A 26,387-nucleotide genomic window follows, 5' to 3' on the forward strand; every position below is an offset into this window, starting at 1 on the left:
AACCGTTCAGGCTGACGACCAAGAATGCGGACGGCTCCCAATCCGGCACACGGGCTCTTGCCCAGGGACCTCACGGGATGCCGTCCGCACCTCCATTATACAGAAAACTGGTTAGACAGGGACCTCTTGGCTCTTCTTTCGGGCAAGGTCTCGGATCACGTCCGGGACGGCAGTGTCATGGGGCAGCGAGAGGGGCCCTTCGTGTTGGCCTTTCGCGACCTCGCAGCCAGCCGCTCGGATGAGGTTCCGGGTCAGGTCCGGGTGGGCGTGGTCAGGCGGCAGCGACAGACCCCCCTCCCTGTCGGCCTTGAGCCGCGACCGCGCAACCCGCCGCGCGGGTGAAGTCCCGGATCAAGTCCGGGACGGGGGAGGCGTGGGGCGGCGCCAGAGCCCTTGCGTCCCGGACCTGATCCGGGACCTCTCGGCCAACCTGCCGCGCGAGGTTTCGGACCTGACCCGCACCGGGATCGCCTGGCCACCGGCCAGCGCCACACCGACCGGATCACCTCCGGACCTGCCACCGGCCGCCTTGTCACCGCCGGCCCGCGCCGCTGTACGCCGCATCACCGGCAAAAAACCCGGGCCCAGATCATGGACATGGACGCATTGCCGGCTACATCCCGGTCAAGGACCGCAACACACTCTCCGCCCCGAAAGGCAACCATGGACCTGGCACGCATCATCCTCTCGGTGATTGTCCCGCCACTTGGCGTTTTCCTGCAGGTGGGCTTTGGCAAGCACTTCTGGCTGAACATTCTCCTGACGATCCTCGGGTATATTCCCGGCGTCGTGCACGCGGTGTACATCATTGCCAAGAAGTAGCCGAGACACCCAGCGCGATCTCGAAGAGATCGACCGACTGTCGGCGCTGCTCGACAGCAAGTTCCGGATCCCCGGCACCCGGCTGCGGTTCGGTTGGGATTCGATCCTCGGCCTGGTGCCCGGCGTCGGCGATGCCATCACCCTGATCCCCGCAGGCTACCTGCTGGTGAAAGGCTATCGGCTGGGCGCGCGCAAGCGGACCATGGCGCGCATGGCGGTGAACGTCGGCCTGGACGCGACAATCGGCGCCATCCCGGTGCTCGGCGACCTGTTCGACCTGGTCTACAAGGCCAATCGCAGGAACTTCGGCCTGTTGCGCCGCGAGTTGGAACTGCGCGAGGCCTCCAGCCCGGCCCCCTGACGGCGGGTGCGCCCGCGCCGGACAGAGGTCCTCATGGCGCGGCCTCGGCCTGTTCCTCCGGCATGGCGCGCCGCGGACCTTGCGTCAAACCTGCCCTTGCGCCCTGCGGCCCGCACTGGCACACCCGGGCCATCCCAATGACTAGGAGCCCCCATGTCGGACAACCTGCCCATGGCCGTGCATGCGCCGCTGACGCGTGCCCAGAAAACCTCGCTTCTGAACCTCGTCCGCCGCGCCGCCAAGGCCGAGATCCTGCCGCGGTTCCGCGCATTGGACCCGTCCGAAGTGTCGGAAAAGACCTCCAAGCTCGATCTCGTCACCGCCGCCGACGAGGCCGCCGAGGCGATGATCACCCGCGGGCTGCAGATGGCTTTTCCCTCGGCCGTGATCGTCGGCGAAGAGGCCGCCTCGCGCGAGCCGAAGATCCTCGATGCCCTTGGCGATGCCGAGCTCGGTTTCCTGATCGATCCGGTTGACGGCACCTGGAACTTTGCCCACGGGCTGTCGCTTTTTGGCACGATGGTGGCGGCGACGCGGTTTGGCAAACCGGTCTACGGCATGATCTACGACCCCTTGAACGACGATGTGGTGGTGGCCGACGAGGACAGCCTGACCACCTGGACCGGCCCGCGCGGCCGGCGGCGCACGCTCTCGACCGCCGATCCCAAACCATTGGCGGAGATGGTCGGCTATATCCACATGAAGCTGATGCCGCCCGAGGTGCAGCCGCAGGTCGCGGCGCTCTATCCGCGGATCGGCCGGCCAGATGCGCTGCGCTGCTCGGCGCATGAATACCGGCTGCTGGCCGAGGGGCATTGCGATTTCGTGCTGTCATGCAAGATGACGCCCTGGGATCATGCCGCGGGCGTGCTGCTTTGCCAGAAGGCGGGCGGTCACGTGGCATTTCTCGACGGGCGGGAGTATTCGGCGGCGGCGACCGAGGGCTATCTGCTTTGCGCGGGCTCAGAGGCGGCGTGGAAGACGGTGGCCGACGAGCTGGGGTTCCTGCTGGGGCCGACGCCCGAGAGCGCGACGCTGTCGGAGGAAGGCTGAGGCACACCACCCTTCGATGAGCCGGGCCAGCGGCTGCCCGCGGGGTGCCGCTGCGACGGTCGTGTGACACAGTTTATCGCTGCAAACTCCATAGGCTCTCAGACCGAAGCGCTTGCCTCACCGAAGCCGCAGCCCGTCACGCCTGCAGCGTGCTTCCCAAAACCGGCGCAGCTTTGCTGCGCGGGGGCGGGCAGCCGCTGGCCCGGCGGGCTGCGCCCTTGTTCCGGGCCATGATGCCCGAAACCTCGCCGTAGGGGTGGCCACTCCCCCCCTCAGCCCGCCCTACTCCGCGGCTTCGGCGTATTCCTCCATCGGCGGGCAGGTGCACACCAGGTTGCGGTCACCATAGACATTGTCGACCCGGTTCACCGGCGGCCAATACTTGTCCACCCTGAACGCGCCCGGCGGGAAACACCCCTGCTCGCGCGAATACGGACGGTCCCATTCCCGCACCAGATCCTCCATCGTATGCGGCGCGTTCTTCAGCGGGTTGTTCGACCGGTCCATCCCCCCCGCCTCGATCTCACGGATTTCCTCGCGGATCGCCAGCATCGCGTCACAGAACCGGTCAAGCTCCGCCTTGGTCTCGCTCTCGGTCGGCTCGACCATCAGCGTCCCCGCCACCGGCCAGCTCATGGTCGGCGCGTGGAAGCCACAATCCGCCAGCCGCTTGGCAATGTCGTCCACCGTGACATCGGCGCTCTCGGCAAAAGGCCGCGTGTCGATGATGCATTCGTGCGCCACCCGGTCGTTCCGCCCGCGGTAGAGGATGTCATAGGCCCCTTCCAGCCGCTTGGCGATGTAGTTGGCATTCAGGATCGCCACCCGTGTCGCCTGGGTCAGCCCCTCGCCGCCCATCATCAGGATATAGGCCCAGGAAATCGGCAGGATCGACGGCGAGCCATAGGGCGCGGCGCTCACCGGCCCTTCATCGCCGCCCACCTCAGGATGCCCCGGCAGATGCGGCACCAGATGAGATTTCACCCCGATCGGGCCCATGCCGGGACCGCCGCCGCCATGCGGGATGCAGAAGGTCTTGTGCAGGTTCAGGTGGCTCACGTCGCCACCCAGATCACCGGGCCGCGACAGCCCCACCATGGCATTCAGGTTGGCGCCGTCGATATAGACCTGCCCGCCATGCTCATGGGTGATCGCGCAGACATCGCGCACCGTCTCTTCAAAAACGCCATGGGTCGAGGGATAGGTGATCATGCACCCGGCCAGCGCCTCGGCGTGTTTTTTCGCCTTGGCGCGGAAATCCTCGAGGTCGATATCGCCATTGGCGGCCGATTTCACCGGTACCACTTTCCAGCCGACCATCTGGGCGCTGGCCGGGTTGGTGCCATGCGCCGACATCGGGATCAGGCAGACGTTGCGGTGATCGTCACCATTGGCCCGGTGCCAGGCGGCGATCGTCAGCAGCCCGGCGTATTCCCCCTGCGCACCGGAGTTGGGCTGCATCGAGAAGTCGTCGTAGCCGGTGATGGCACAAAGCTTCTCGCTCAGGTCATCCACCAGATGCTTGTAGCCCAGCGCCTGATCGGCCGGCGCAAAGGGATGCAGCGCGGAGAACTCGCGCCAGCTCACCGGCATCATCTCGGCGGCGGAATTGAGCTTCATGGTGCAGGAGCCCAACGGGATCATCGCCCGGTCAAGCGCCAGGTCGCGGTCGGCCAGACGGCGCATGTAGCGCATCATCTCGGTCTCGGCCCGGTTCATGTGAAAGATCGGATGGGTCAGGTAGTCCGAGGTGCGCACCATCTCCTCGGGCAGCTTGTAGACCGGGGTGTAATCGTCATCCTTGCGGGTGATGCCAAAGGCGCGCCAGACCGCCTCGATGTTGGACGGCCGGGTGCATTCGTCAAGCGTGATGCCAACCCGATACTCGCCGACGCGGCGCAGGTTCACGCCCTCATCCCGCGCCGATTTCAGCACCGCCGCCTGCAGGCTGCGCACATCGACGGTGATGGTGTCGAAATAGGCCTGCGGATCGACCTTGAAGCCGGCCTCTTCCAGCCCCTGCGCCAGCCGCACGGTCTTGCGGTGAATCCGCTGGGCAATCGCCTTGAGCCCCTCTGGCCCGTGAAACACCGCGTACATCCCGGCCATTACGGCCAGCAGCGCCTGGGCGGTACAGACGTTCGAGGTCGCCTTCTCGCGGCGGATGTGCTGCTCGCGGGTCTGCAGCGACAGACGGTAGGCGCGGTTGCCGTGGCTGTCGACCGAGACGCCGACGATCCGGCCGGGCATGGCGCGCTTGTAGGCATCGCGGCAGGCCATATAGGCGGCATGCGGACCGCCATAGCCCATCGGCACGCCGAAGCGCTGGGTCGAGCCCACGGCGATATCCGCCCCCATCGCACCCGGCTCCTTGAGCACGGTCAGCGCCAGCGGATCGGCGGCCACGATGCCCACGGCCTTGGCACCGTGCAGCGCCTCCATCTGGGCGGTGAAATCGCGCACATGACCATAGGTGCCGGGATACTGGAAGATCGCGCCGAACACCTGCTCGGGGTCGAGCTTTTCGGGGTTGCCGACGATCACCTCGATGCCCAGCGGCTCGGCGCGGGTCTTGATCACCGCGATGTTCTGCGGATGGCAGTCGCGGTCGACAAAGAAGCCCTTGGCCTTGGACTTCGCCACCCGCTGCGCCATGGTCATCGCCTCGGCACAGGCGGTGGCCTCGTCCAAGAGCGAGGCATTGGCCACCTCCAGCCCGGTCAGATCGCTGACCATGGTCTGAAAGTTGAGCAGCGCCTCGAGCCGGCCCTGAGAGATCTCGGGCTGATAGGGGGTATAGGCGGTGTACCAGGCCGGGTTTTCCAGGATGTTGCGCTGGATCGCCGGCGGCGTCACCGTGCCGTGATAGCCCTGGCCGATCAGCGAGACCAGCACCTTGTTCTTGGCCGCCACCTCGCGCATGTAGCGCAGGAGTTCGCGTTCCGACTTGGGCTTGCCGAAGTCCAGAGGCGCCTCCTGGCGGATCGCCTTCGGCACCGTCTCGTCGATCAGCGCGCCCAGGTCCGCGACCCCCAGCACCTCGCACATATCGGCCATTTCGGACGGCGAAGGCCCGATATGCCGCCGGTTGGCGAAATCATAAGGCAGATAGTCGGTCGGTGTGAAAGTCATGCGAAGCCCCCTGCTTCATCTTGCCAAGTAAACTCCCGCCGGAGGCTGCGGTTTTCCCCGGAAAACCGCATTCCCCCCGGCCGGATGCGCGCTACCCGATGAAATTCTTGTAGGCGGCCTCGTCCATGTAATCGTCCATCTGGCTCAGGTCCTCGGCCTTGATCTTGAAGAACCAGGCGTCGCCCTCGGGATCGTCGTTGACCTTGCCCGGCTCCTCGACGATGGCCTCGTTGACCTCGACGATCTCGCCGTCGATCGGCGCCAGGATGTCGCTCGCCGCCTTGACGCTCTCGATCACCACGACCTCGTCGTCCTTGTTGGCAGAGGTGCCCACGTCGGGCAGTTCGACAAAGACCACGTCGCCCAATTGCTCGGCCGCATGGGCAGTAATGCCCACCGTGACGATCCCCTCGTCATCGGCCTCGAGCCATTCATGTTCTTCGGTGTATTTCATGGTCGTCTCCTGTTGGACCTATCTCTTGAAACCTTGCGCCACGAAGGGCAGCTTTGCCACCTTGACCGGCAGCCGCTTGCCGCGCACCTCGCCATAGAGCAGCGTGCCCTCGGCCGCGAGCGCTGTCGAGACATAGCCCATCGCCACCGGCGCGCCCACGGTCGGGCCGAAGCTGCCGGACGTCACCCGGCCGACCGCCTCGCCGCCGCTCTCCTCGGCAAAGAGCGCGACGCCCTCGCGCATCGGCGCGCGGCCCTCCGGGCGCAGCCCGACGCGGCGCTGCGCGGTGCTTTCGGCCAGTTCGCTGAAAATCTCGGCGGCGCCGGGAAAGCCGCCCTCGCGGTCGCCACCGGGGCGGCGCACCTTCTGCATCGCCCAGGTCAGCCCTGCGGCCACCGGCGTGGTGTCGCTGTCGATGTCGTGACCGTAGAGGCAAAGCCCGGCCTCGAGCCGCAGGCTGTCGCGCGCGCCAAGCCCGATCGGCTCGACATCCTCATGCGCCAGCAGCGCGCGCGCAAGATCGACCGCCGCCGCCTCTGGCACGGAGATCTCGTAGCCGTCCTCGCCGGTATAGCCCGAGCGCGAGACCCAGCATTCCGCACCGGCGATCGGCAAGGTCTCGACATCCATGAACCTCATGTCGCGCACGTCGGGGTGATGCTCGGCCAATACCGCCTCGGCCGCCGGGCCCTGCAGCGCCAGCAACGCGCGGCTGGTGATCTCCTTGACGGTGACCTCAGGCTCCAGCGCGGCGCGCATGCGGGCGATATCGGCGTCCTTGCAGGCGGCGTTGACCACCACGAAGAGGTGATCGCCGCGGTTGGCGATCATCAGGTCATCCTCGATGCCGCCGTGATCATTGGTGAAAAAGCCGTAGCGCTGACGCCCCTCGCCCAGGCCCAGCACATCCACCGGCACCAGCCGCTCCAGTGCCGCCCGGGCGGCCTCTGGCGTCTTGCCGCGCAGCACCACCTGGCCCATGTGACTGACGTCGAACAGCCCCGCCCTGCCGCGGCAGTGCTGGTGTTCCTTCAGCACGCCCAGCGGATATTGCACCGGCATCTCGTAGCCGGCAAAGGGCACCATCTTGGCGCCGAGGCCCAGATGCAGATCATAAAGCGGTGTGCGCTTGAGCGCGCCATCCTCGTCAGACACTTGTCCATCTCCCGTTGCGGGCCGGAGTGTCGCGGTTCGGTGACATACCGGCATCCCCCTGAACCGACCCTGAAGGTCAGCCCGGCGATGCCCCATCTGTCCTTTTGCCTGAGATCGTTATCCCTTCGGCGCCCCGGTCACGGCCGGGGTCTCTCCAGATTTTCGCTGACGTCGACGGTCCTCTGGGCCTGAGAGTTTCCGGGGCGGTTGCTCCTTCGGCACCGGCATGGCCGGTTCTCCCGTCGAGTCGCGGCGACTTTATGCGAAGGGCCAAGCGATTGACAATGGGAAAAATTTCACACCCGAGAGGAGGTGGACGGCGCGATGATCTCGCGCAGGGCGCAATTGTCGCCGATCAGCGTATCGAGCCTGATGGCGTCGAGCTGGGTAAAGAACGCCTCGCAGGCCGCGTCGAGCGCATCGCGCAGCTGGGTCGCCGCCAGCCGCGGAAAGGTGGTACCGTCGTCTGCGAAACTGTCGGTGATCGGCACCCGCGCCTCGACCGCGCGAAACACCTCGCCGATGCAGATCTCCTGCGGTGCACGCGCCAGTTCGAGCCCGCCGTTGCGGCCGCGGTGGGTTTCGATAAAGCCAAGCTGCGCGAGCTGGTTGATCACCTGGGCGACATGGTTCTCAGAGGCGCCGCAGCGATTGGCGATCTCGGATTTGGTCACCAACCGGCCCGAGTGCGAGGCGCAATACATCAATACCCGGATGGCAATACTTGTCCGTTTCGTCACACGCATGAAATTCAACCTCGTCACCAATATGGTCGCAACAATGGCACAGTCCCGAAAAGCAGAAATTGACATCCGTCACTGCATCGCCACGTTTAGCATATGAATGACCCATTTTTTTTCGGATACGGTTCGCTGGTCAACACCGCGACCCATGAGTATCGCCAGGTTCAGCCGGCCCGCGCGCGCGGCTGGCGCCGGGCCTGGCGGCACACGCCGCTCAGGCCGGTCTCCTTTCTCACCGCGGTGCCGGACGGTGACTGCATCATCGACGGCGTGATCGCCGCGGTGCCGGGCGCCGACTGGCTGGCGCTCGACGAACGCGAACACGCCTATGACCGGGTCGCGGCCTCGGACGAGGTCGAGCATGGCGCGGGCCACCCGCTCGACATCGCGATCTATGCCATCCCGCCAGACCGCCATGGCCCGCCGAGCGATGCCAGCCCGATCCTGATGTCTTATCTCGACTGCGTGCTGCAGGGCTATCTGCACCGCTTCGGCCCCGAGGGGGTGACCGGGTTCGTCGCCACCACCGACGGCTGGGAGGCGCCGATCCTCGACGATCGCGACGTCCCGCGCTATCCGCGCCACCAGCCGCTGACGCCGCAGGAACGCGCGCTGTTCCGCGACCACCTCACCGACGCCGGAGCCCGTATCCTGATGAGCCTCGCATGATTTCCAAGCTGCTGGTGCTGGCCCAGCGCATCTGGCGCACGCTCTGGGTGCGGGTGGTGCTGATCTCGCTGTTCTCGCTGATCGCCCTGGCGGTGGCGCCACTGCTGACCCCGTTCATCCCCGACAACATCAAGCTCAAGCTCGGCCGCGAGGCGATCCTGCCGGTGCTCACCATCCTCGCCTCAGGGATGCTGGCGGTGACCACCTTCTCGCTCAACGTCATGGTCTCGGCCTATCGCGCGGCATCGTCGATGGCGACACCGCGGGCCTACCGGCTGCTGCTCGACGACACCATCACCCAGTCGGTGCTGGCGACCTTTGTCGGCGGGTTCGTCTACAGCCTGAGCGCGGTGATCCTGTTTCACGCGCGGGTCTATTCCGAGGATGCCTCGGTGGTGGTCTTTGCCGTCACCATGGTGGTCTTTGCGCTGATCGTTCTGGCGATCCTGCGCTGGATCGAGCACCTGTCGCATCTGGGCTCGATGGACCACACCCTGCAGATCATCGAGCATCGCGCCCGCGAGGCGATGCATGCCCGCGCGCGGCGCCCCTCGCTGGGCGCGCGCCGCCGGCTCGAGGATGACATGGTGCCCGATGCGGCCGGCAGCATCATGGCGCGCAAGACCGGCTATATCCGCTTCATCGACGTGTCGCGGCTCAACGAACTGGCCGAGGAGGCCGGGACCGACGTCTTCATCAGCAGCGTGCCGGGCGAGTTCGTGCTGCGCAATACCGTGATCGGAACGGTTGCCAGCAGCGACGAAAGCCTGCTCGAGCCCGCCGCCCGCGCCTTTGACATCGGCGATGTGCGCACCTTCGAGCAGGACCCGACGCTGGGGCTCTCGATCCTCGCCGAAAGCGGCCAGCGCGCGCTCTCGCCCGGGATCAACGATCCCGGCACCGCGGTCGAGGTGCTGGGCCGGATCGAGCGCCTGCTGTGGGAGGAAACCCCGGTCGCGCCGCAGACAGAGGCCGAGTACACACCGACCTTTCCGCGCGTTACCCTGCCGGTGGTCCGCGCCCGCACGCTGCTCGATTGCGCGGTGCTGCCGATTGCTCGCGACGGCGCCGACAACCCTGACGTGACGGCCCGCATCTTCGACCTGCTGACCCGCATCTCGGCCCACCCCAACGAGGCGATGGCCCGCGCCGCGGCCGACATGCAAGACCAGCTCTCGACCCGCTAGGGCCCGCCGGTGGCCGCCCGCCAGTGCTTGCGGCAGAGGCTGACATAGGTCTCGTTGCCGCCGATCTGCACCTGCGCGCCCTCGGTCAGCACCTCGCCCTGCGCGTTCTGGCGCACCACCATGGTGGCCTTCTTGCCGCAATGGCAGATCGTGCGCACCTCGCGCATTTCGTCGGCCAGCGCCAGCAGCGCCGCCGAGCCGGGAAACAGCTGGCCCTGAAAATCCACCCGCAGGCCGTAGCACATCACCGGCACCCTCAGGTCATCCACCACCCGCGCCAATTGCCAGACCTGCGCGGGTTCGAGAAACTGCGCCTCGTCGAGAAAGATGCAGGCCAGCGGACCCTCGGCCAGCCGTGCCTCGACATGCGCCAGCAGGTCCTCGCCGGGGCCATAGGGCACCGCCTCGCTGCCGATGCCGATCCGAGAGCCGATGCGGCCGGGGCCTGCACGGTCGTCATGGCGGGCGGTCATCAGATAGACCTCCATGCCGCGCTCGCGGTAATTGTGCGCCGCCTGCAGCAGAAGCGTCGATTTGCCGGCGTTCATCGTGGAGTAGTGAAAGTAGAGCTTGGCCATGGCCGGAGCCTATGCCGCGCCCGGCCGCCCAAGGCAAGTGCCCCGCCGCCTGTTCCGGCAGCAGGCGTTCCCTGCCACCGGTCCGGCCGTGGTGAAACCGGTTTGTCCTATTTCTTCGTGGCCAAAAGCTGTTACACCAAGACAACGGGAAAAGAGCCGGGGTTTTCCCCGGTCTCCTGTCAGGGCGGCACAGCCGGAGAATGGGCATGAAAAGCACCGGAAGCTATCTCAAGAAACACACCGAGGCGCTCGTCAAGGACGTGGGCATCGAACCGGCCTGCGAGGTCACCGGCAAGTCCAAGGCGACACTGGGCCGCTACTATTCCGAGCACGAAGAACATTCCGACCGCTTCATGCCGATCGACGCGGTGGCCGCGCTCGAGGCCGCGGCCTCCTATCCGCATGTCACCGCCGCCCTGTCGGAACTGCGCGGCATCACCCTGTCGTTCGACAGCCGCCGCGCCAACGCGGAACGCTCTGGCAACGTCAATGCCGACGTGGTGGCGCTGAGCCAGCGCTTTGCCATGCTGATGACCGAATATTCCCAGTCAATCGAAGACGGGGTGATCACCATCAACGAGGCCAAGCGCATGCTCAAGGAAACCCTGGCGCTGCAACAGGTGCTGATTGACATGAAACTGCACCTCGAGGACGGCTCGCACTAGGCGGTCAGCCGCCCCCAGAGATCGTATTCACCGGCCTCGTCGACCTCGACGGTGACGATATCGCCGGGGCTCAACGTGCCTGCACCCTCGTCGATGAACAGGTTGCCGTCGATCTCCGGCGCATCCGCCATGGTGCGGCAGGTGGCAATGCCGTCGGCGTCCACATCATCGACGATCGCCGGCAGGCGCTGGCCCACCTTGGCGGCAAGCTTGGCCTCCGAGATCTCCTGCGCCTTTTCCATGAACCGGTCCCAGCGCGCCTGCTTGACCTCGGAGGGCACCTGATCCGGCAGGTCGTTGGACCGCGCGCCGGCGACGTTTTCATACTGGAAACAGCCCACCCGGTCGAGCTGCGCCTCGTCGAGCCAGTCGAGCAAATACGCGAACTCCGCCTCGGTCTCGCCCGGGTAGCCGACGATGAAGGTCGAGCGCAGGGTGATCTCCGAGCACGCGCTGCGCCAGGCGGCGATCTCATCCAGTGTCCGCGCCGAGGCCGCCGGCCGCGCCATGCGCTTGAGCACCTCCGGGTGGCCATGCTGGAACGGGATGTCGAGATAGGGCAGCACGCCGTTCGACGGATCGGCCATCAACGGGATCAACTCGCGCACATGCGGATAGGGATAGACGTAATGCAGCCGCACCCAGGCGCCCAAGGACCCGAGATCGCGCGCCAAGGGCAGGATCGGCGCCTTGTGGTCACGGTCCTTCCAGTCGGTGCCATAGGCCGAGGTGTCCTGAGAGATCACCAAGAGTTCCTTGACGCCGCTCTCGACCAGCTTCTCCGCCTCGCGCAACACCGCCCGTGCGGGGCGCGACTGCAGACGCCCGCGCATGTCTGGGATGATGCAGAACTTGCACTTGTGATTGCAGCCCTCGGAGATCTTCAGATAGCTGTAATGCCGCGGCGTCAGGCTCACGCCGCTTGCGGGCAGCAGATCGACAAACGGATCGGGATCGGGCGGCACCGCGCCATGCACCGCGTCGAGCACCTGTTCGTATTGATGCGGACCGGTCACCGCCAGCACCTTGGGATGCACCCCGGTGATATACTCGGGCTCAGCGCCGAGACAGCCGGTCACGATCACCTTGCCGTTTTCCTGCAGCGCCTCGCCGATCGCCTCGAGGCTCTCGGCCTTGGCACTGTCGAGAAAGCCGCAGGTGTTGACGATCACCGCATCGGCGCCGGCATAATCCGGCGAGATGCCATAGCCCTCGGCCCTCAGCCGGGTCAGGATGCGCTCGCTGTCGACCAGCGCCTTGGGGCAGCCGAGCGAGACCATGCCGATGGTGGGCTGGCCGCGGCGGGCCTGCGTCTCGGGCAGGGTCATCTGGGCCAGGTCGGGGCGGAGGTTGGGCGGATTGGTTGTCATCCGCGCGCTATAGCCCGTCGCGGAGCCCGTGGGAAGAGGCGCTACTCCTCCTGCATCTCCAGCGTCAGCGCCTGCTGCGGCACCGGAAGATCGTCGATCCTGAGCGGATAAGTGGGCTTTGACAGGCGGTTGCGCACCACCCAAATCAGCCGCTCCTGCGCCCGGGTGATCGCCACATAGGCCAGACGTTTCCACAGCGGCTGCCCGGCCTCGACCCGCCCCATGCGCGCGGCGACGAAAAGATCGGGCGCAAAGACCTGCACCGAATCCCATTGGCTGCCTTGCGCCTTGTGGATCGTCACCGCTGCACCATGCAGAAAGGTCGCCCCCATCCGCGCGGCGAAGGGAATGAACGGCTCTTCCTCGTCGGGCATCTCGATCTTGACGATCGAGGCGGCCGAGACCCGCGGATCCTCGGCCCCCATGACATGCAGCCGGGAAAATCCGGGCCGCTTGCCCTCGCCCAGAAAGATCACCTGCGCGCCCTTGATCAGCCCTCGCGCCTCGAGATCAAGCCGCTTCTTGCGGTGTTTCAGAGGCAACTCGATGCCGTCGCAGATCAGCGGCTCGCCCTCGAGCAGCCGGTCGTCCGGCGCGTCATGCACCTTGCGAAAGGCGTTGATCAGCCGGATCCGGGTCGCATTGCGCCAGACCAGCACCGGCGAGCGTGCCATCAGGTCAACTTCGACCCTTTGGCCCCAAACCACCCGCTCATCCTGACGCGCCTTGTCCTCGACCAGCCGCTCGAAGTCGTGAAACTCCAGATGCGGATCGGCCAGCGCATGGGCCAGGTCAAGGATCGGGTTGTCGGCCTCCTGCCGGTGGATGCGGCGCAGCGCCAGCACCTTTTCCTCGGGCAGCTTCTCGAACACCATCGCGCCCGACTGGTTCACCGGCGCCAGCTGTGCCGGATCGCCGAACATGCAGAGCGTCGGGAAAATCTCGCGCAGGTCGTCGTACTGCCGGTCATCCAGCATCGAGGCCTCGTCGACAAAACCGATATCGAGCTCTTCCTCGCGCCGCTTCCACCCGGTGATGAAATCCGAACCCCGCAGCCCGGCGGCGGCCAGCGCGCCCGGGATGGAATTGTTCGACTGGTAGAACCCGTAGGCCCGGTCCAGCGCCGCCTCGGTCAGCCCCTCGATCTCGGGCCGCTCGCCCTGCCCCGCCAGCCATTCGGCGATACGCTCGTACTCGGGGTCATAGACCGGCGTGTACAAAATCCGGTGGATCGTCGTCGCCGGCACGCCGCGCATCCGCAACACGCTCGCCGCCTTGTTGGTCGGCGCCAGAATCGCCAGCGTGCGGCGGTCCTTCTTGCGCTTGCCTTCCCAGTCACCCGAGACGATATCGACGCCCGCGTCCTTCAGCGCCTTGTAAAGCTCGGCCAGAAGCAGCGTCTTGCCCGAGCCCGCCTTGCCGGTCACCGCCAGTACGCCGGAGCGGCCCTCGCGGCGCGGCCCGGCGTGGCCCTGGTCGAGATCGACGCCCACCTCGCGCAGCGCGGCGCTGACACGGTCAAAGGCTTCGGCCTGGTCTTCGGAGAATGTCAGCGCGGGCAAATTCATGCGCCGGACCCTACAAGCCCCGCGAAACGAGCGCCAGAGCGATAGGCCCCCCGCTCCCCCGTTCATCTTGCCCAGTAAACTCCGGGGGGCGGCCGCAGGCCGGGGGGCAGAGCCCCCAATCGTCGCCCTGCGTCAGGCACCCACCGCCTGCGCCGGTGCGCCGAAAGCCTGCTCGAACCACGCCGCCGACTGTGCCGGCGAGATCCCCGCGCGGCAAGCCACCTCGGCCCGTGCCGTCTCGGAAAACGCCCACAGACCGACGCTGACCCGGCCGCGGCCTTCACCCTCGCGGCCCAGCAGCTCGGGCGAGGCGCCGATGCGGCGATAGATCCGCACCATCCGCGCGTCAAAGACGCCCACCAGATGACGCAGGCCAAAGTTCCGCAGGATCTCGCCGCCGGCGAGCATCAGCGCCGCCGCCACCTGGCCGCTGGCGCCGCGCGACAGGCAGAAACGGGTGCATTCCCAGATCAGCGGGCTCTCGATCCGACCGCCGCCGGTGAGATGGCCGAAATGATCATTGACCATGGTCGGCCCGGTTGTCGGCAGAAACCGCATCGAACCGCCGTGGCCGCCGTCACCGGTCTGCCACAGGACATAGAGCGGGTTTTCGGCGTCATAGCCGTCGCGTTCCTCGCCATTGGCATCCACCGTGACGTCCCAGCCAAGCCGGCTGTGAAACTGGTCGGCGCGGTCGCGGAACATGGCGCGCTGCAGCGCAGGCTCGCGGGCCAGCTCATCGGCATACAGATAACGGATCATCGGGCTCTCCTCTCGTGTCACGAGAGAAGCTGCGCCCCGCGCGGTTAAGCCCGCCGGACCAGGGCGCGGGCCCGCTTAACCTTCATACAACGATCAAGCCGCGACTCAGCGCGCGGGCGACCGCATGAGTGGTGTTCAGCGCGCCCAGCTTGAAGCGGGCGGATTCGATATACACCCTGAGCGTATGCTCCGAGATCGCCAGCGCATCGGCGGCCTGCGCCCGGCTGTGGCCCACCGCCAAGAGCGTCATCGCATCGACCTCGCGCGGGCTCAGCGCCTGGCCCTGTTCCGGCAGGCGTCCGGGCTCGAACTCCAGTGCCTTCTGATTGAAGAAATGCGCCACCAGGATGAGATCGCGCCGCGACCCGGCGCAGAACGCGGCCCAGGCGGCGTCGTCGCAATTGTGGCTGACGGTGAACAGGGCGAACTGCCCGTTCGGGCCGCGGATCGGGATCGAATAGCCCTGGTTGCCGACACCGTAATCGATCGCCTCTTTCTGAAAGGCGCGCGCCGCCCGGGAGGACCAGTCAAGCTGCTTCCAGTCCACCGGGTGGAAGCGCTGGAAACAGCCCAGCACCACCGGGTCGATCCGCAGGTACCCCTGCGCCAGGTAGCGTTCGACCCAGGCCGGGTCGTAGGTGCCGCAGCCGTATTGATCGCCGGTGCCGCTGACCCAGTGATAGACCAGGTGATCGACGCGAAAGGCGTCGCGCAGGTCCGTGATGTGATCTTGTAATTCCTCAAGCGCGGCGGATTGCTCCAACCGTCTGAGCACCGTCTCCAATATCGGCTGTGCCGCCTCGAACCCCAAGAGCCGTCCCCTCCGTGCAGGACGCCTGCTCGGCCATCGCAACGATGCGCGCATCGTCGAGCTGTTCGGCAAGGGCCGGCAGCCCGTTTGACAGAGCGAAAGTCCTGAGGTCGGCAAGTACGTCCAGTATCCAGTCGTGTTGCATGGTTGACTCTCGATTCGATTGGTTAACGAAGGATTAAGGACAAGCCTAACATGCAAAGGGTTTCCGGAAAATTCACGCATTTCAACTCCCCGGAAATGGCGAGGCGAAAGATCCGAAGCAATTGAATTGAATTGCGCGGGCGCGAAAGCGGTGCGGCCCGCGTCGCCCCTTTCCGGGGCAGCGCGGGCCGCGTCACTGTTGAGTTTCAGGCAGTTGTCCTGTGTTGTCAGCCTCTCGGGCCGGCCTCGAGCGCATCCTCGAAGGTGCGCAGCCCGGTCTTTGGCGCTTGCACCAGCACCGACATGTTGCCGGGCTTGTGTTCATTGCGCAGCATTTTCATATGCGCCGCCGGCAGGTCGTTCCATTCAAAGACCTCCGACATGCAGGGGTCGAGCCGCCGCTCGAGCATCAGCTTGTTGGCCGCCGCCGCCTGCTTCAGGTGGGCAAAGTGCGACCCCTGAAGCCGCTTCTGGTGCATCCACATATAACGCACGTCAAACGTCAGGTTGAAACCGGTGGTGCCGGCGCAGATCACCACCATGCCGCCCTTCTTGACCACGAAGGTCGAGACCGGAAAGGTCGCCTCGCCGGGGTGTTCGAACACCATGTCGACGTTCACGCCCTTGCCGGTGATCTCCCAGATCGCCTTGCCGAACTTGCGCGCCTCGGCGAACCAGTCGGCATATTCCGGCGTGTTCACCTTGGGAAGCTGGCCCCAGCAGTTGAAGTCGCGCCGGTTGAGCACGCCCTTGGCGCCGAGGCTCATCACGAAGTCGCGCTTGCTCTCGTCAGAGATCACCCCGATGGCATTGGCGCCGGCGGTGTTGATCAGCTGGATCGCATAGGAGCCGAGGCCGCCAGAGGCGCCCCAGACCAGCACGTTCTGGCCCGGTTTCAGGTCATGCGGCTCATGGCCGAAGAGCATCCGGTAGGCGGTGGCCAGCGTCAGCGTGTAGCAGGCCGCCTCTTCCCAGGTCAGGTGCTTGGGCCGCGGCATCAGCTGCTGCGCCTGCACGTTGGTGAACTGGGCAAAGGAGCCGTCGGGCGTCTCATAGCCCCAGATCCGCTGGCTCGGCGAATACATCGGGTCGCCGCCGTTGCATTCCTCGTCGTCGCCATCGTCCTGATTGCAGTGGATCACCACCTCGTCGCCGACCTTCCAGCGCTTGACCTTGTCACCCACCGCCCAGACGATGCCAGAGGCATCGGAACCGGCGATGTGATAAGGGGCCTTGTGGCCGTCGAACGGGCTGATCGGCTGGCCAAGCGAGGCCCAGACGCCATTGTAGTTCACGCCCGCCGCCATCACCAGCACCAACACCTCGTTGCTGTCGAGCACCGGCACGTCGACGACCTCAAGCTGCATCGCCGTGTCCGGCTCGCCGTGGCGTTCCTTGCGGATCGCCCAAGCGTACATCTGCTTGGGCACATAGCCCAGCGGGGGCATCTCGCCCAATTCATACAGGTCCTTTTCAGGCGCCTCATAGGCGGCAATGCCGCCGTGCGTGTCCAGTGCCATATGGGCCTCCTTGGTCAAATCGTGCCGCAACGCAGAATCGCGGGCTGTGGGAATGAAATATCCAGCGTCACGCAATATTGCAACACGGAATGTAGCCGTTTTGTAATTTTATAACCGAGCCGTTGCAGAAAGTCACTGTGCGGCCGCAGAAAACTCCGGGTCGAGATGGGCGATGGAATTGGCATAGAACCGCAGCGCCTCTGCCTGGCCGGGCATCATCTGATAGCCTTGGGCGGTGTCGGTGATCAGCTTGCGGGTCAGCAGGCCGGCGATCCCGTCGGCCACCTGGGTCTCGGCGCCGGGCGCGATGCGCGCGGCCGCGGCGGTGATCTCGGCTGTGTTGCGGGCCTGGCCATCGCGCAGCACCTGCGCCACCAGCGGCACCGGCAGCACCGGCATCACCTCGGCGATCCGGCCCATCAGCAGGTGCGCCAGCGCCTCTGGCCGGCGGCCGCGGTCGCGCACGAAATCCGCCATCGCCAGCGGCGGGCCAAAGCTCACCGCGGCGCAGCCGAAGCGGCGAAACCGCCCCGTCAGACGCAGCCAGACATGCCGTCCCAGAAACGCCAGCGCCTCGCCCATCCGGCCGCGAAACCGCCGGTCGCCGGACAGATCGGCGGCAATCAGCACCCGGTCCTCGAGCACCCGGTCGTAGTTCAGCGCCACCGGCACGAAGACCACGTCGCGCCCCTCAGGGTCCCAGCCATCGACGATGTATTTCAACAGCCCCACCCGCGGCTGTGCCAATGCCCCGTCGAGGCTCAGCCCGCCTTCGGGAAACATCGCCTGGTTGACGCCGCCACCGGTGGCCAGCGCCACGTAGCGCGCCAGCACCCGGCGATAGAGGTTGTCGCGCGACTTGCGGCGGATGAAATATGCGCCCATCGAGCGGATCAGCCCCGAGAGCGGCCAGACCCGCGCCCATTCCCCCACCGCATAGGCCAGCGCCGAGCTTTCCGCCGCTAGATAGGTGACCAGCACGTAATCCATGTTGGAGCGGTGGTTGATGACATAGACCACCGTCGCCTCGGGATCGATCCCGGCCATCGCGCCGTCATCGGCGCGGATCAACCGCACGTCATAAAGAGAGCGCGACAGCCAGCGCGCGGCACGGATGGCAAAGCCGAAATAGGCGGTGGCGGAAAACGACGGCACGATCTCGCGGGCATAGTCGCGCGCCTTCTCGAAGGCCACGTCCTCGCGCACGCCCTGTTCGCGGGCATAGTCGAGGATCGCCTCGTTGACCTCGTGGTCATAGACCAGCCGCTGGATCATGTCGGTGCGCCGCGCCAGCTTGAACGGGTGAATCGGCCGTTCAAGCCGCTCGTTGATCCGCGCCACCACCCGTTCCATCCTGCGGCGCAGAAACCAGCGCACCGAGGGAAACAAAAAATGCGAGGCAAATGTGATCGCTGCGAAGGCAAGGATCAGCAAAAACAGCCATATGGGGATCTCGACACTGCCTGACATGACGCGAGATTTGCATTTTGCTGCATTTGCGTAAACATAAGTCGCACGCCGCAACGCAGCGAATTGACAGCGCCACTTTCTTTCGCTTACCTAACTCCCGACGAAACATTATTGCGCACCCGAATCGAGAGGCCGATATGACCGAGACCAAGAAGGACAGCCAGCCCTCCGAGGCCGCTCGCCAAGCCGACCGGCAGGGTTCCGAGGCCGCTCGCCAAGCCGACCGGCAGGGTTCCGAGGCCGCTCGCCAAGCCGACCGGCCGTGGCTGATCCGCACCTACGCCGGCCATTCCACCGCCAAGGCCTCGAACGCGCTTTATCGCGGCAACCTTGCCAAGGGGCAGACCGGCCTCTCGGTGGCCTTCGACCTGCCGACGCAGACCGGCTATGACAGCGATCACGTGCTCGCGCGCGGCGAGGTCGGCAAGGTCGGCGTGCCGGTCTGTCACTTGGGCGACATGCGTGCGCTGTTCGACCAAATCCCGCTCGAGGAGATGAACACCTCGATGACGATCAACGCCACGGCGCCGTGGCTGCTGGCACTCTATATCGCGGTGGCCGAGGAACAGGGCGCGGATACCGCCAAGCTGCAGGGCACGGTACAGAACGACCTGATCAAGGAATACCTGTCGCGCGGCACCTATATCTGCCCGCCGAAACCGAGCCTCAAGATGATCGCGGACGTGGCCGAATACTGCTACACCAACATCCCCAAATGGAACCCGATGAACGTCTGTTCCTACCACCTGCAGGAGGCCGGCGCGACGCCCGAGCAGGAGCTGGCCTTTGCGCTGGCCACGGCGACGGCGGTTCTTGACGAACTGAAACCGCGCATCCCGGACGCGGATTTCCCCACGGTCGTGGGCCGCATCTCGTTTTTCGTCAACGCCGGCATCCGCTTCGTGACAGAGATGTGCAAGATGCGCGCCTTCGTCGACCTCTGGGACGAAATCTGCGAAACCCGCTACGGCATCACCGATCCCAAGATGCGCCGCTTCCGCTATGGTGTGCAGGTCAACAGCCTCGGCCTGACCGAGCAGCAGCCCGAGAACAACGTCTACCGCATCCTGATCGAAATGCTGGCGGTGACGCTTTCCAAGAAAGCCCGCGCCCGCGCCGTGCAGCTGCCAGCCTGGAACGAGGCGTTGGGCCTGCCCCGTCCCTGGGACCAGCAATGGTCGATGCGGATGCAGCAGATCCTCGCCTATGAGACCGACCTGCTGGAGTTTGACGACCTCTTCGACGGCAACCCGGCGGTCGATGCCAAGGTCGAAGCGCTCAAGGACGGCGCCCGCCATGAGCTCGCCAATCTCGACTCCATGGGCGGCGCGGTGTCCTCGATCGACTACATGAAATCCCGGCTGGTCGATGCCAATGCCGAACGCCTCGGCCGGATCGAGCGCAACGAGACCACGGTGGTCGGCGTCAACAAGTGGACTGGGACCGAACCCTCGCCGCTGATGACCGCCGATGGCGGCATCATGGTGGTCGATCCGGCGGTGGAGCAAGAGCAGATTGACCGCCTCGCCGAATGGCGCGGCACCCGCGATGCGGCGGCGGTCGAGGCGGCCCTGGCCAACCTGCGCGCCGCTGCCCGCGACGGCGCCAATATCGTGCCACCGTCGATTGCGGCGGCGAAGGCCGGGGTCACCACCGGCGAATGGGCCGCCGAAATGCGACAGGCTTACGGCGAATACCGCGGGCCGACCGGCGTCTCGCCATCGCAGAGCAACCGTACCGAGTCCCTCGACGAGCTGCGTTCAGCTGTGGATGCGGTCAGCGACCGGCTCGGCCGCCGGCTCAAGTTCCTCGTGGGCAAACCGGGCCTCGACGGCCATTCCAACGGCGCCGAGCAGATCGCCTATCGCGCCCGCGATTGCGGCATGGACATCTCTTACGAGGGCATCCGCCTGACGCCCGAGGAAATCGTCACCGCCGCCCAGAATGACGCGGCGCATGTGGTGGGTCTGTCGATCCTTTCGGGCTCTCATATCCCGCTGGTCGAGGACCTGATGGAGCGGATGCGCGCCGCGGGCCTTGGCAACGTGCCGGTGATCGTCGGCGGCATCATCCCCGAAGAGGATGCCCGCCGGCTGCTGTCGATGGGCGTGGCGCGGGTCTATACGCCAAAGGATTTCGAGCTCAACACCATCATGGCCGATATCGTCACCCTGGTCGATCCGAAGTCGGTGGCGGCCGAGTAGCCCCTCGGGGCCGGCTCAGGCGGTCTTGCGCAGGCAGAACCCCGGCGACAGCGGCTGGGCGATACGGCTTTGCCAGTAGCTCACCGTTTCGGGCCGGCCGAGCAGATAGCCCTGGGCGTTGTAGATGCCGATCTCCTGCAGCGCCCGCAGCTCCTCGGCGGTCTCGACCCCTTCGGCGATCACCGAAAACCCCATGTCGCGTGACAGCGCATGCAGCGCCCGCAGGATGCCGCGGTCGGCCTGCCCGGCGCCCAACCCGCGCACGAAGCGCCGGTCGATCTTGACGATATCGACCTCGAACTGCTGCAATCGCTCGAAGTTGGAAAAGCCGGTGCCGAAATCGTCGAGCGCGATGCGCAGGCCATGGGCGCGCAGCTGCTGCAGCATCTCGCGGGCGCGCTCGGTGTTGCGGATCGCGGTGCTCTCGACCAGCTCGAGCACCACCTGAGAAGGGTCGAGCCCGCGGGTCAGGGTACGGGCAAAGTCCATGTTGTCTTCGACCGACCGTTCGAGAAAGCGCGCCGAGATGTTGAAGGCACAATAGAGTTGCTCATGCGCCGGGCAGAAGCTCTGCGCCAGATCGACCGAGACGCTGTCCGGCGGCAGCAGCCCGCCCTGCCGGCTGCGTGTCATCATGTCGATGAACTTGGCCGGCAGCAGCACGTCGCCATCGCTGCGCACCCAGCGCATCAGCGCCTCGACCCCGACTGCCCGACCGGCGCGGGTGTCATAGATCGGCTGCACGTAATAGGTGATCTCCTCGCGCCGGATCGCCTCGGCCAGATCCTCGGCCCGCGGCCCGGTGCGGCGCGCGATCATCGTCTTGAGCGTCTCGCCCTCGGTCACCCGGACGCAGTTGCCGCCGACCTGCTTGGCGGCATAAAGCGCCTCGTCGGCATGATAGAGCGCACCCATCATGTCCTGCCCGGCATCGATCCGCGCCACCCCGGCGCTGGCAGTGCGGCGCACCTTGACCCCGCCAAGATCGACCTCGGTCCGGTGCACCACACGCACGAAGGCCTCGGCCCGGCGCGCGGCCTCGTCCAGCGCCACTGCCCGCAGGTAGATGCAGAATTCGTCGCCGCCGTGGCGGAACAGGGTCTCGGTCTCGCGGCATTCGCGGTGCAGCGCCTCGGCGATGCGGCGCAGGAACCCGTCGCCGGCGCGGTGGCCGAAACCGTCGTTCACGCTTTTGAACTCGTCGAGATCGACAAAGATCATCGCGTTGCTGCCGTCCTGATGGGTGCGGGCAAAGAGCTCTCGCAGATAGCGCCGCGAGCGCGCGGCGGTCAGATCGTCGAACTCGACCATGGTGAGCAGCCGGCCATTCTCGGCCACCAGCGCGTCATTGCGTTCGCGCAGGGCCCGGATCTCATCGGCGGCCCCACGGCAGCGCAGGACCATCCGGCCCATGAGCCCCACGAACGCGCCAAGCGCCGCAAGCCCGGTCATGATGAGAGCGGTCGACATTCTGAGATGCCTTCTCTTCTATCCCTCGCTCAACCTTAAGGATAACACGGCCTGCATCAATCCCCAATGCGCCGCAGCGTCCTCCCTTGTGCTCGGAATCCGGCGATGCCACTCTTGGCGTCGGAATACCGTGCAACGGAGAGCGCCATGACCATTCACATCGGGGCCAAACCCGGCGATATCGCGGAAACTGTCCTGATGCCGGGCGATCCCTATCGCGCCCGTTGGGCGGCCGAGACCTTTCTGAAAGACGCCGTCTGCATCAACGAGGTGCGCGGCATGCTGGGCTATACCGGCACCTGGAACGGCCACCGGGTCACCATCCAGGGCTCCGGCATGGGCATGGCCTCGCTGTCGATCTATGCCAACGAGCTGATCCGCGACTATGGCGCCAAGACGTTGATCCGCATCGGCTCCTGCGGCGCGATGCAGGAGGCCGTGAATGTCCGCGACATCATCATCGCGATGACCTCGACCACGCTCTCGACGCCGTCGCGCGGCATCCTGCGCGAGCTGAACTTTGCGCCCTGCGCCGACTATGGCCTGCTGCGCGCCGCCGCGGATGCGGCGCAGGCGCGCGGCACGCCGACCCATGTAGGCGGCATCTATTCCTCGGATGTGTTCTATGACGAGCGCCCCGACCTCAATGAGCAGATGACCCGCCACGGCATCCTCGGCGTCGAGATGGAGGCGGCCGAGCTCTACATCCTCGCGCTGCGCCACAAGGTGCGGGCGCTGGCGGTGCTGACGGTCTCTGACCACCTGCTGACCGGCGAGGCGCTGCCGTCGGAGCAGCGCGAAAAGAGCTTTGGCGACATGGTCGAGATCGCGCTCGAGGCGGCCTTCAAGGGCTGAGCCTCCGGCGATTTTTCACCTGCCAGCCGCTTAACGCCCCGCCGTCCCGGCCGCCGCGCCGGGACCTCTGCGCCGCACCCCGTCAGCCCGCGATCACTCGCGGATTTCCTCCGGCATCACGCCCCAGAGCGCGCGTTTCTCGGCCCAGCCCTTGTAGCCGCCAGAGCTCACCTCGCACCATTCCAGATCGCAGTCGCCCAGCCGCGCGATCACCCCGCGCTCGAGCCGTGCCTTGACCGGCGTGCGCCCGTCGGGCCGCACGTGCAGCGCCAGCAGGTCACCGTCGACGATCACCGTCCGCGAGCCCGAGAGCAGCGCGTAATGCACCCAGCCGCCGGCTCCCTCGCGGTCGCGCACCCGGCGCCAGTGGCCGTATTCCGCCGTCACCTCGAGCGGCATGTCGCGCCGCTTGAACACCCAGTCGATGCGGTGGCTCAGCGACGGGCCGCGCCGCACGTTGCCCTCGCTCGCCTTGAGCGAGACAAAGCGCGGCAAGGGCAGGTTCGTCACCGGCCCGCGGGTCTGCTCCGCGCCGGCTGTCCCGATCCAGAAACTCAGAAGAATTGCGCCCAAAGCGCCTGTCCGCGTGACCCGCGACACCATGTCAGTCACCTTGCACTGCCTGCCAATCGTTTATTCGCCGCGGGGTTCTTGTGCCTCCGCGTGCTCTGCTGCAGTGTGCCCCCAAGACGACCCCGATGGGAAGAAGGAGCCGGGAGCACATGCCATCAAAACGCCTGAGTGTTGTCGTTACGCGACGCTTGCCGGAGGTGGTGGAAACCCGGCTGACCGAACTCTTCGACGTGCAGCTGCGTGACGACGACACGCCGATGAGCCGACAGGAGCTGGCCGCCGCCATGCAGGAGGCCGACGTGCTGGTGCCGACGCTCTCGGACACCATCGATGCCGGGTTGATCTCTGCCGCGGGCGAGCGGCTCAAGCTGATCGCCAACTACGGCGCCGGGGTCGATCACATCGACGTGGCCACCGCCCGCAGCCGTGGGGTGCTGGTTTCCAACACCCCCGGCGTTTCGGCCGAGGACACCGCCGACATGGCGATGTCGCTGATCCTCGCCGTCACCCGCCGCCTGCCCGAGGGACTGTCGCTGATGCAGTCGGGCGATTGGTCGGGCTGGTCGCCCTCGGCGATGCTCGGCGGCCGGGTCGGTGGCCGCAGGCTCGGCATCCTCGGGATGGGCCATATCGGTCAGGCGGTCGCACGCCGCGCCATGGCCTTCGGCATGCAGGTGCATTACCACAACCGCCGCCGGCTGCGCCCCGAGGTCGAAGAGCGCTTCGAGGCCACCTACTGGGACAGCCTTGACCAGATGGTGGCACGGATGGACGTGATCTCGGTCAACTGCCCGCACACTCCCTCGACCTTCCACCTGATGAACGCCCGGCGGCTGAAGCTGATGAAACCCTCGGCGGTGATCGTCAATACCTCGCGCGGCGAGGTGATCGACGAGAACGCCATGGCGCGGATGCTCAAGGCCGGCGAGATCGCCGGCGCCGGGCTCGACGTCTATGAACATGGCGCCAGCATCAACCCCGACCTGCGCAACATGCCCAACGTGGCGCTTCTGCCGCATATGGGCTCGGCGACGCTCGAAGGCCGGCTCGAGATGGGCGAGAAGGTGCTGCTCAACATCAAGACCTTTGCCGACGGCCACCGCCCGCCCGATCAGGTGGTGCCCTCGATGCTCTGACCGGCACCCCGCCGTCGCCCCGCGTACGCTGACGATTGCCACCTGACAATTCCCGTCCTCATCGCGGCTTCCCTTTGGGAAAGCCCGCCGGCTCTGCTATGCTGGCGGCATTGATCCAAGGGAGTTTTTGCAATGAACCGTCTCATGCGCGGCCTTTGTGCCGCCCTTCTGCTGGCCTGCCTCGCCGCGATTGCCCCGGCGCAGGCGCAGGTCGCCTTCAGCAGCCCCGGCCTGTTCAACGAGCTTGGCGCCGGGGCCCGGCCGGCCGAGGGCGATCCGCCGACGCCGCCGATCTCGATCGCCCCGCGACCCCCGGCCAACGACCCGCCAGAGAGCCGCGTCACCCCGCCGCCGCCGCCCCCCGCCGATGATGACCGGAGAACGCCGCCACCGCCGCCGCCCGCCGATCCGGTGCTGGCGGTCTATATTGCTGCCGGCGGCGCCACCACCGGGCCGTTCGATGCCGAGCAGCTCAAGCAGAAAGCCAAGAACGGCGAGCTGACCGGCGAGACCCAGGTCTGGATGGAGGGGATGACGGACTGGCGCCCCGCCAAGGAGGTGGCGCAGCTCAAGGACATCCTTGCCACCGTGCCGCCGCCCGCCCCGGTCACCCCGAGCTTTGACGGCGTCGCCTTTCTCACCGGCACCTGGCGCTCGGACCCCGAGACCATGGAGATGTCGGGCGTCGAACGGGCGCAGATCACCGGCACCACCGAGTACCGCCGCGACAAGACCTACGAGGGCTACGGCCAGGTCGAGATGACCGCGCAGGGCTATACCCAGGCGCTGAACTTCACCTACAACGGTACCTACGAGATCCAGAACGCCTCAGAGACCGATTTCGTCATCGTGCTCAAGGGCTCGGTCACCTATTTCCTCGACACCGGCCCGTTCATCGAAAGCGTCGGCGGCGCCTTTCCGATGCGCATCGTCGACCGGAACACCCTGGTCAACGACAAGGGCACACGGGTGCACCGGCTGCGCTGACGCCGTGCCGATCCGCAACAATCCGCCATCCGGCACGCCCGGGTGGCTCGACAGCGCGGATCAGCGCGCTAGAACCTGCGGCACGACCGACCAGACGCAGGATCTTCATGCCAGCCCTCACCCGACGCTTCTTTCTCATGGCCCTGCCCGCGACGGGGCTTTCGGCCTGTGCCGTGCCCGGCACCTACGGCCCGACGCTCGCCACCCGCGATGACGAGCAGGCGCTGACCCGCGCGCTGCGCGACCTTGGCCCCGAGGTCGACGCGGAAGAGGCCGACCGGGCCGCGCGCCTCGCCTTTTCCGAGAGCTGGCGGCTGGCGCAGCTCTACGAGATCGAGGACGCTCCGCTGGTGCACAATTCCAAGGTCAACATGGGGATCAAGGCGCGCGGGCTCTGCTATCACTGGGCCGACGACCTGGAGAAACGCCTGAAACAGGAGCAGTTCCGCAGCCTGCAACTGCACCGCGCGGTGGCCAACTGGGACAATATCCTGCTGGAGCATTCCACCGTCATCCTCTCCCAGCGCGGCCAGTCGCTCTATGACGGCATCGTGCTCGACCCCTGGCGCGGTGGCGGCCGGCTGTTCTGGGCGCCGACCCTGGAGGATCTCCGCTATTCCTGGACGCCGCGCGAAGAGGTCTTTCGCGTGCGCCGCGAACGCCGGGCGGCCCGCGGCTAGGTCCGGCCCGCGATAATG

Annotated in this window: 24 protein-coding genes and 1 riboswitch; of the genes, 11 read left to right on the forward strand and 13 right to left on the reverse strand. The window is 66.3% G+C overall.

The features are described 5' to 3' along the window. Positions 1-663: 663 nt before the first annotated feature. The 3 genes from VOI27_RS21250 to VOI27_RS21260 all read left to right on the forward strand — a co-directional run bounded on the left by VOI27_RS21250 (position 664) and on the right by VOI27_RS21260 (position 2,236). Entirely contained in the window at positions 664-822 is a 159-nt protein-coding gene (locus VOI27_RS21250) for a YqaE/Pmp3 family membrane protein (RefSeq protein ID WP_323768332.1), read from the forward strand. After that, a complete protein-coding gene (locus VOI27_RS21255; protein ID WP_323768334.1) occupies positions 809-1,183 on the forward strand; it encodes a DUF4112 domain-containing protein in 375 nt (124 codons plus the stop codon). Before VOI27_RS21250 ends, VOI27_RS21255 begins: the two co-directional genes overlap by 14 nt. A 153-nt stretch (positions 1,184-1,336) precedes the next feature. Continuing rightward, positions 1,337-2,236: an inositol monophosphatase gene (locus VOI27_RS21260; protein WP_323768336.1), complete on the forward strand. Its 900-nt coding sequence runs from the start codon at positions 1,337-1,339 to the stop codon at positions 2,234-2,236. Between the two features lie 282 nt (positions 2,237-2,518). Here VOI27_RS21260 and gcvP read toward each other — a convergent pair whose 3' ends face one another. The 4 genes from gcvP to VOI27_RS21280 form a co-directional block, all read right to left on the reverse strand. Continuing rightward, a complete protein-coding gene (gene gcvP, locus VOI27_RS21265) occupies positions 2,519-5,368 on the reverse strand; it encodes an aminomethyl-transferring glycine dehydrogenase (protein ID WP_323768338.1) in 2,850 nt (949 codons plus the stop codon). A 91-nt stretch (positions 5,369-5,459) separates the two neighbouring features. Beyond that, a complete protein-coding gene (gene gcvH / locus VOI27_RS21270) occupies positions 5,460-5,822 on the reverse strand; it encodes a glycine cleavage system protein GcvH (protein WP_323768340.1) in 363 nt (120 codons plus the stop codon). A gap of 18 nt (positions 5,823-5,840) precedes the next feature. Then, positions 5,841-6,977: a glycine cleavage system aminomethyltransferase GcvT gene (gene gcvT / locus VOI27_RS21275; RefSeq protein ID WP_323768342.1), complete on the reverse strand. Its 1,137-nt coding sequence runs from the start codon at positions 6,975-6,977 to the stop codon at positions 5,841-5,843. A 165-nt stretch (positions 6,978-7,142) separates the two neighbouring features. Then, positions 7,143-7,229: riboswitch (glycine riboswitch) on the reverse strand. A 44-nt stretch (positions 7,230-7,273) separates the two neighbouring features. Beyond that, complete coding sequence (locus VOI27_RS21280; protein ID WP_323768344.1) at positions 7,274-7,723, reverse strand: Rrf2 family transcriptional regulator; 450 nt, start codon at positions 7,721-7,723, stop codon at positions 7,274-7,276. 93 nt (positions 7,724-7,816) lie between these two features. Between VOI27_RS21280 and VOI27_RS21285 the strand changes: the two genes are divergently transcribed. After that, positions 7,817-8,389: a gamma-glutamylcyclotransferase family protein gene (locus tag VOI27_RS21285; RefSeq protein ID WP_323768346.1), complete on the forward strand. Its 573-nt coding sequence runs from the start codon at positions 7,817-7,819 to the stop codon at positions 8,387-8,389. Then, entirely contained in the window at positions 8,386-9,576 is a 1,191-nt protein-coding gene (locus VOI27_RS21290; RefSeq protein WP_323768348.1) for a DUF2254 domain-containing protein, read from the forward strand. The genes VOI27_RS21285 and VOI27_RS21290 overlap by 4 nt, the downstream gene beginning before the upstream one ends. Here the strand turns inward: VOI27_RS21290 and VOI27_RS21295 are convergent. After that, positions 9,573-10,154 carry a thymidine kinase gene (locus VOI27_RS21295; RefSeq protein ID WP_323768350.1) on the reverse strand — a complete coding sequence of 194 codons (582 nt, stop codon included), beginning with the start codon at positions 10,152-10,154 and terminating at the stop codon, positions 9,573-9,575. The two genes, VOI27_RS21290 and VOI27_RS21295, sit on opposite strands and share 4 nt — an antisense overlap. Positions 10,155-10,360: 206 nt before the next feature. Here VOI27_RS21295 and VOI27_RS21300 point away from each other — a divergent pair, with 206 nt between their 5' ends. Further along, a complete protein-coding gene (locus VOI27_RS21300) occupies positions 10,361-10,819 on the forward strand; it encodes a hypothetical protein (RefSeq protein WP_323768352.1) in 459 nt (152 codons plus the stop codon). Here VOI27_RS21300 and rimO read toward each other — a convergent pair. From rimO to VOI27_RS21330, 6 genes are all read right to left on the reverse strand, one after another. Continuing rightward, entirely contained in the window at positions 10,816-12,189 is a 1,374-nt protein-coding gene (rimO, locus tag VOI27_RS21305) for a 30S ribosomal protein S12 methylthiotransferase RimO (RefSeq protein ID WP_323768354.1), read from the reverse strand. The two genes, VOI27_RS21300 and rimO, sit on opposite strands and share 4 nt — an antisense overlap. Before the next feature lie 41 nt (positions 12,190-12,230). Further along, the gene (locus tag VOI27_RS21310) at positions 12,231-13,757 is read right to left on the reverse strand and encodes an ATP-dependent DNA helicase (protein ID WP_323768356.1); all 1,527 of its coding nucleotides are present in this window, start codon (positions 13,755-13,757) and stop codon (positions 12,231-12,233) included. A gap of 132 nt (positions 13,758-13,889) precedes the next feature. After that, on the reverse strand, positions 13,890-14,519 hold the full coding sequence (locus VOI27_RS21315; protein WP_323768358.1) for an acyl-homoserine-lactone synthase: 630 nt from the start codon (positions 14,517-14,519) through the stop codon (positions 13,890-13,892). Between the two features lie 82 nt (positions 14,520-14,601). Beyond that, positions 14,602-15,330, reverse strand: a complete 729-nt coding sequence (locus VOI27_RS21320) for a helix-turn-helix transcriptional regulator (protein ID WP_323768360.1) — start codon at positions 15,328-15,330, stop codon at positions 14,602-14,604. A 371-nt stretch (positions 15,331-15,701) separates the two neighbouring features. Continuing rightward, positions 15,702-16,994 (reverse strand): crotonyl-CoA carboxylase/reductase, encoded by a 1,293-nt coding sequence (ccrA, locus tag VOI27_RS21325; RefSeq protein ID WP_323768362.1) that lies wholly within the window; start codon positions 16,992-16,994, stop codon positions 15,702-15,704. Positions 16,995-17,126: 132 nt separating this feature from the next. Next, positions 17,127-18,464 (reverse strand): 1-acyl-sn-glycerol-3-phosphate acyltransferase, encoded by a 1,338-nt coding sequence (locus VOI27_RS21330; protein WP_323768364.1) that lies wholly within the window; start codon positions 18,462-18,464, stop codon positions 17,127-17,129. 137 nt (positions 18,465-18,601) lie between these two features. On the opposite strand from VOI27_RS21330, the gene VOI27_RS21335 reads away from it, so the two are divergent. Continuing rightward, the gene (locus VOI27_RS21335) at positions 18,602-20,668 is read left to right on the forward strand and encodes a protein meaA (RefSeq protein ID WP_323768366.1); all 2,067 of its coding nucleotides are present in this window, start codon (positions 18,602-18,604) and stop codon (positions 20,666-20,668) included. A 15-nt stretch (positions 20,669-20,683) separates the two neighbouring features. Here VOI27_RS21335 and VOI27_RS21340 read toward each other — a convergent pair whose 3' ends face one another. Continuing rightward, positions 20,684-22,138, reverse strand: coding sequence for a bifunctional diguanylate cyclase/phosphodiesterase (locus VOI27_RS21340; RefSeq protein WP_323768368.1), 1,455 nt, complete (start codon positions 22,136-22,138; stop codon positions 20,684-20,686). Between the two features lie 147 nt (positions 22,139-22,285). Here VOI27_RS21340 and deoD point away from each other — a divergent pair, with 147 nt between their 5' ends. Further along, positions 22,286-22,993 carry a purine-nucleoside phosphorylase gene (gene deoD, locus VOI27_RS21345; protein ID WP_323768371.1) on the forward strand — a complete coding sequence of 236 codons (708 nt, stop codon included), beginning with the start codon at positions 22,286-22,288 and terminating at the stop codon, positions 22,991-22,993. 93 nt (positions 22,994-23,086) lie between these two features. Here deoD and VOI27_RS21350 read toward each other — a convergent pair whose 3' ends face one another. Then, the gene (locus VOI27_RS21350) at positions 23,087-23,596 is read right to left on the reverse strand and encodes an SH3 domain-containing protein (protein WP_416374706.1); all 510 of its coding nucleotides are present in this window, start codon (positions 23,594-23,596) and stop codon (positions 23,087-23,089) included. Positions 23,597-23,715: 119 nt separating this feature from the next. Here VOI27_RS21350 and VOI27_RS21355 point away from each other — a divergent pair, with 119 nt between their 5' ends. The 3 genes from VOI27_RS21355 to VOI27_RS21365 all read left to right on the forward strand — a co-directional run bounded on the left by VOI27_RS21355 (position 23,716) and on the right by VOI27_RS21365 (position 26,369). After that, positions 23,716-24,702 (forward strand): D-glycerate dehydrogenase, encoded by a 987-nt coding sequence (locus VOI27_RS21355; RefSeq protein WP_323768375.1) that lies wholly within the window; start codon positions 23,716-23,718, stop codon positions 24,700-24,702. Positions 24,703-24,834: 132 nt separating this feature from the next. Further along, entirely contained in the window at positions 24,835-25,689 is an 855-nt protein-coding gene (locus VOI27_RS21360) for a DUF4339 domain-containing protein (RefSeq protein ID WP_323768377.1), read from the forward strand. A gap of 107 nt (positions 25,690-25,796) precedes the next feature. Continuing rightward, on the forward strand, positions 25,797-26,369 hold the full coding sequence (locus VOI27_RS21365; RefSeq protein ID WP_323768379.1) for a hypothetical protein: 573 nt from the start codon (positions 25,797-25,799) through the stop codon (positions 26,367-26,369). The last annotated feature ends 18 nt before the right edge of the window (positions 26,370-26,387 follow it).

This window comes from Marinovum sp., from assembly GCF_034669705.1.
GTDB lineage: Bacteria > Pseudomonadota > Alphaproteobacteria > Rhodobacterales > Rhodobacteraceae > Marinovum.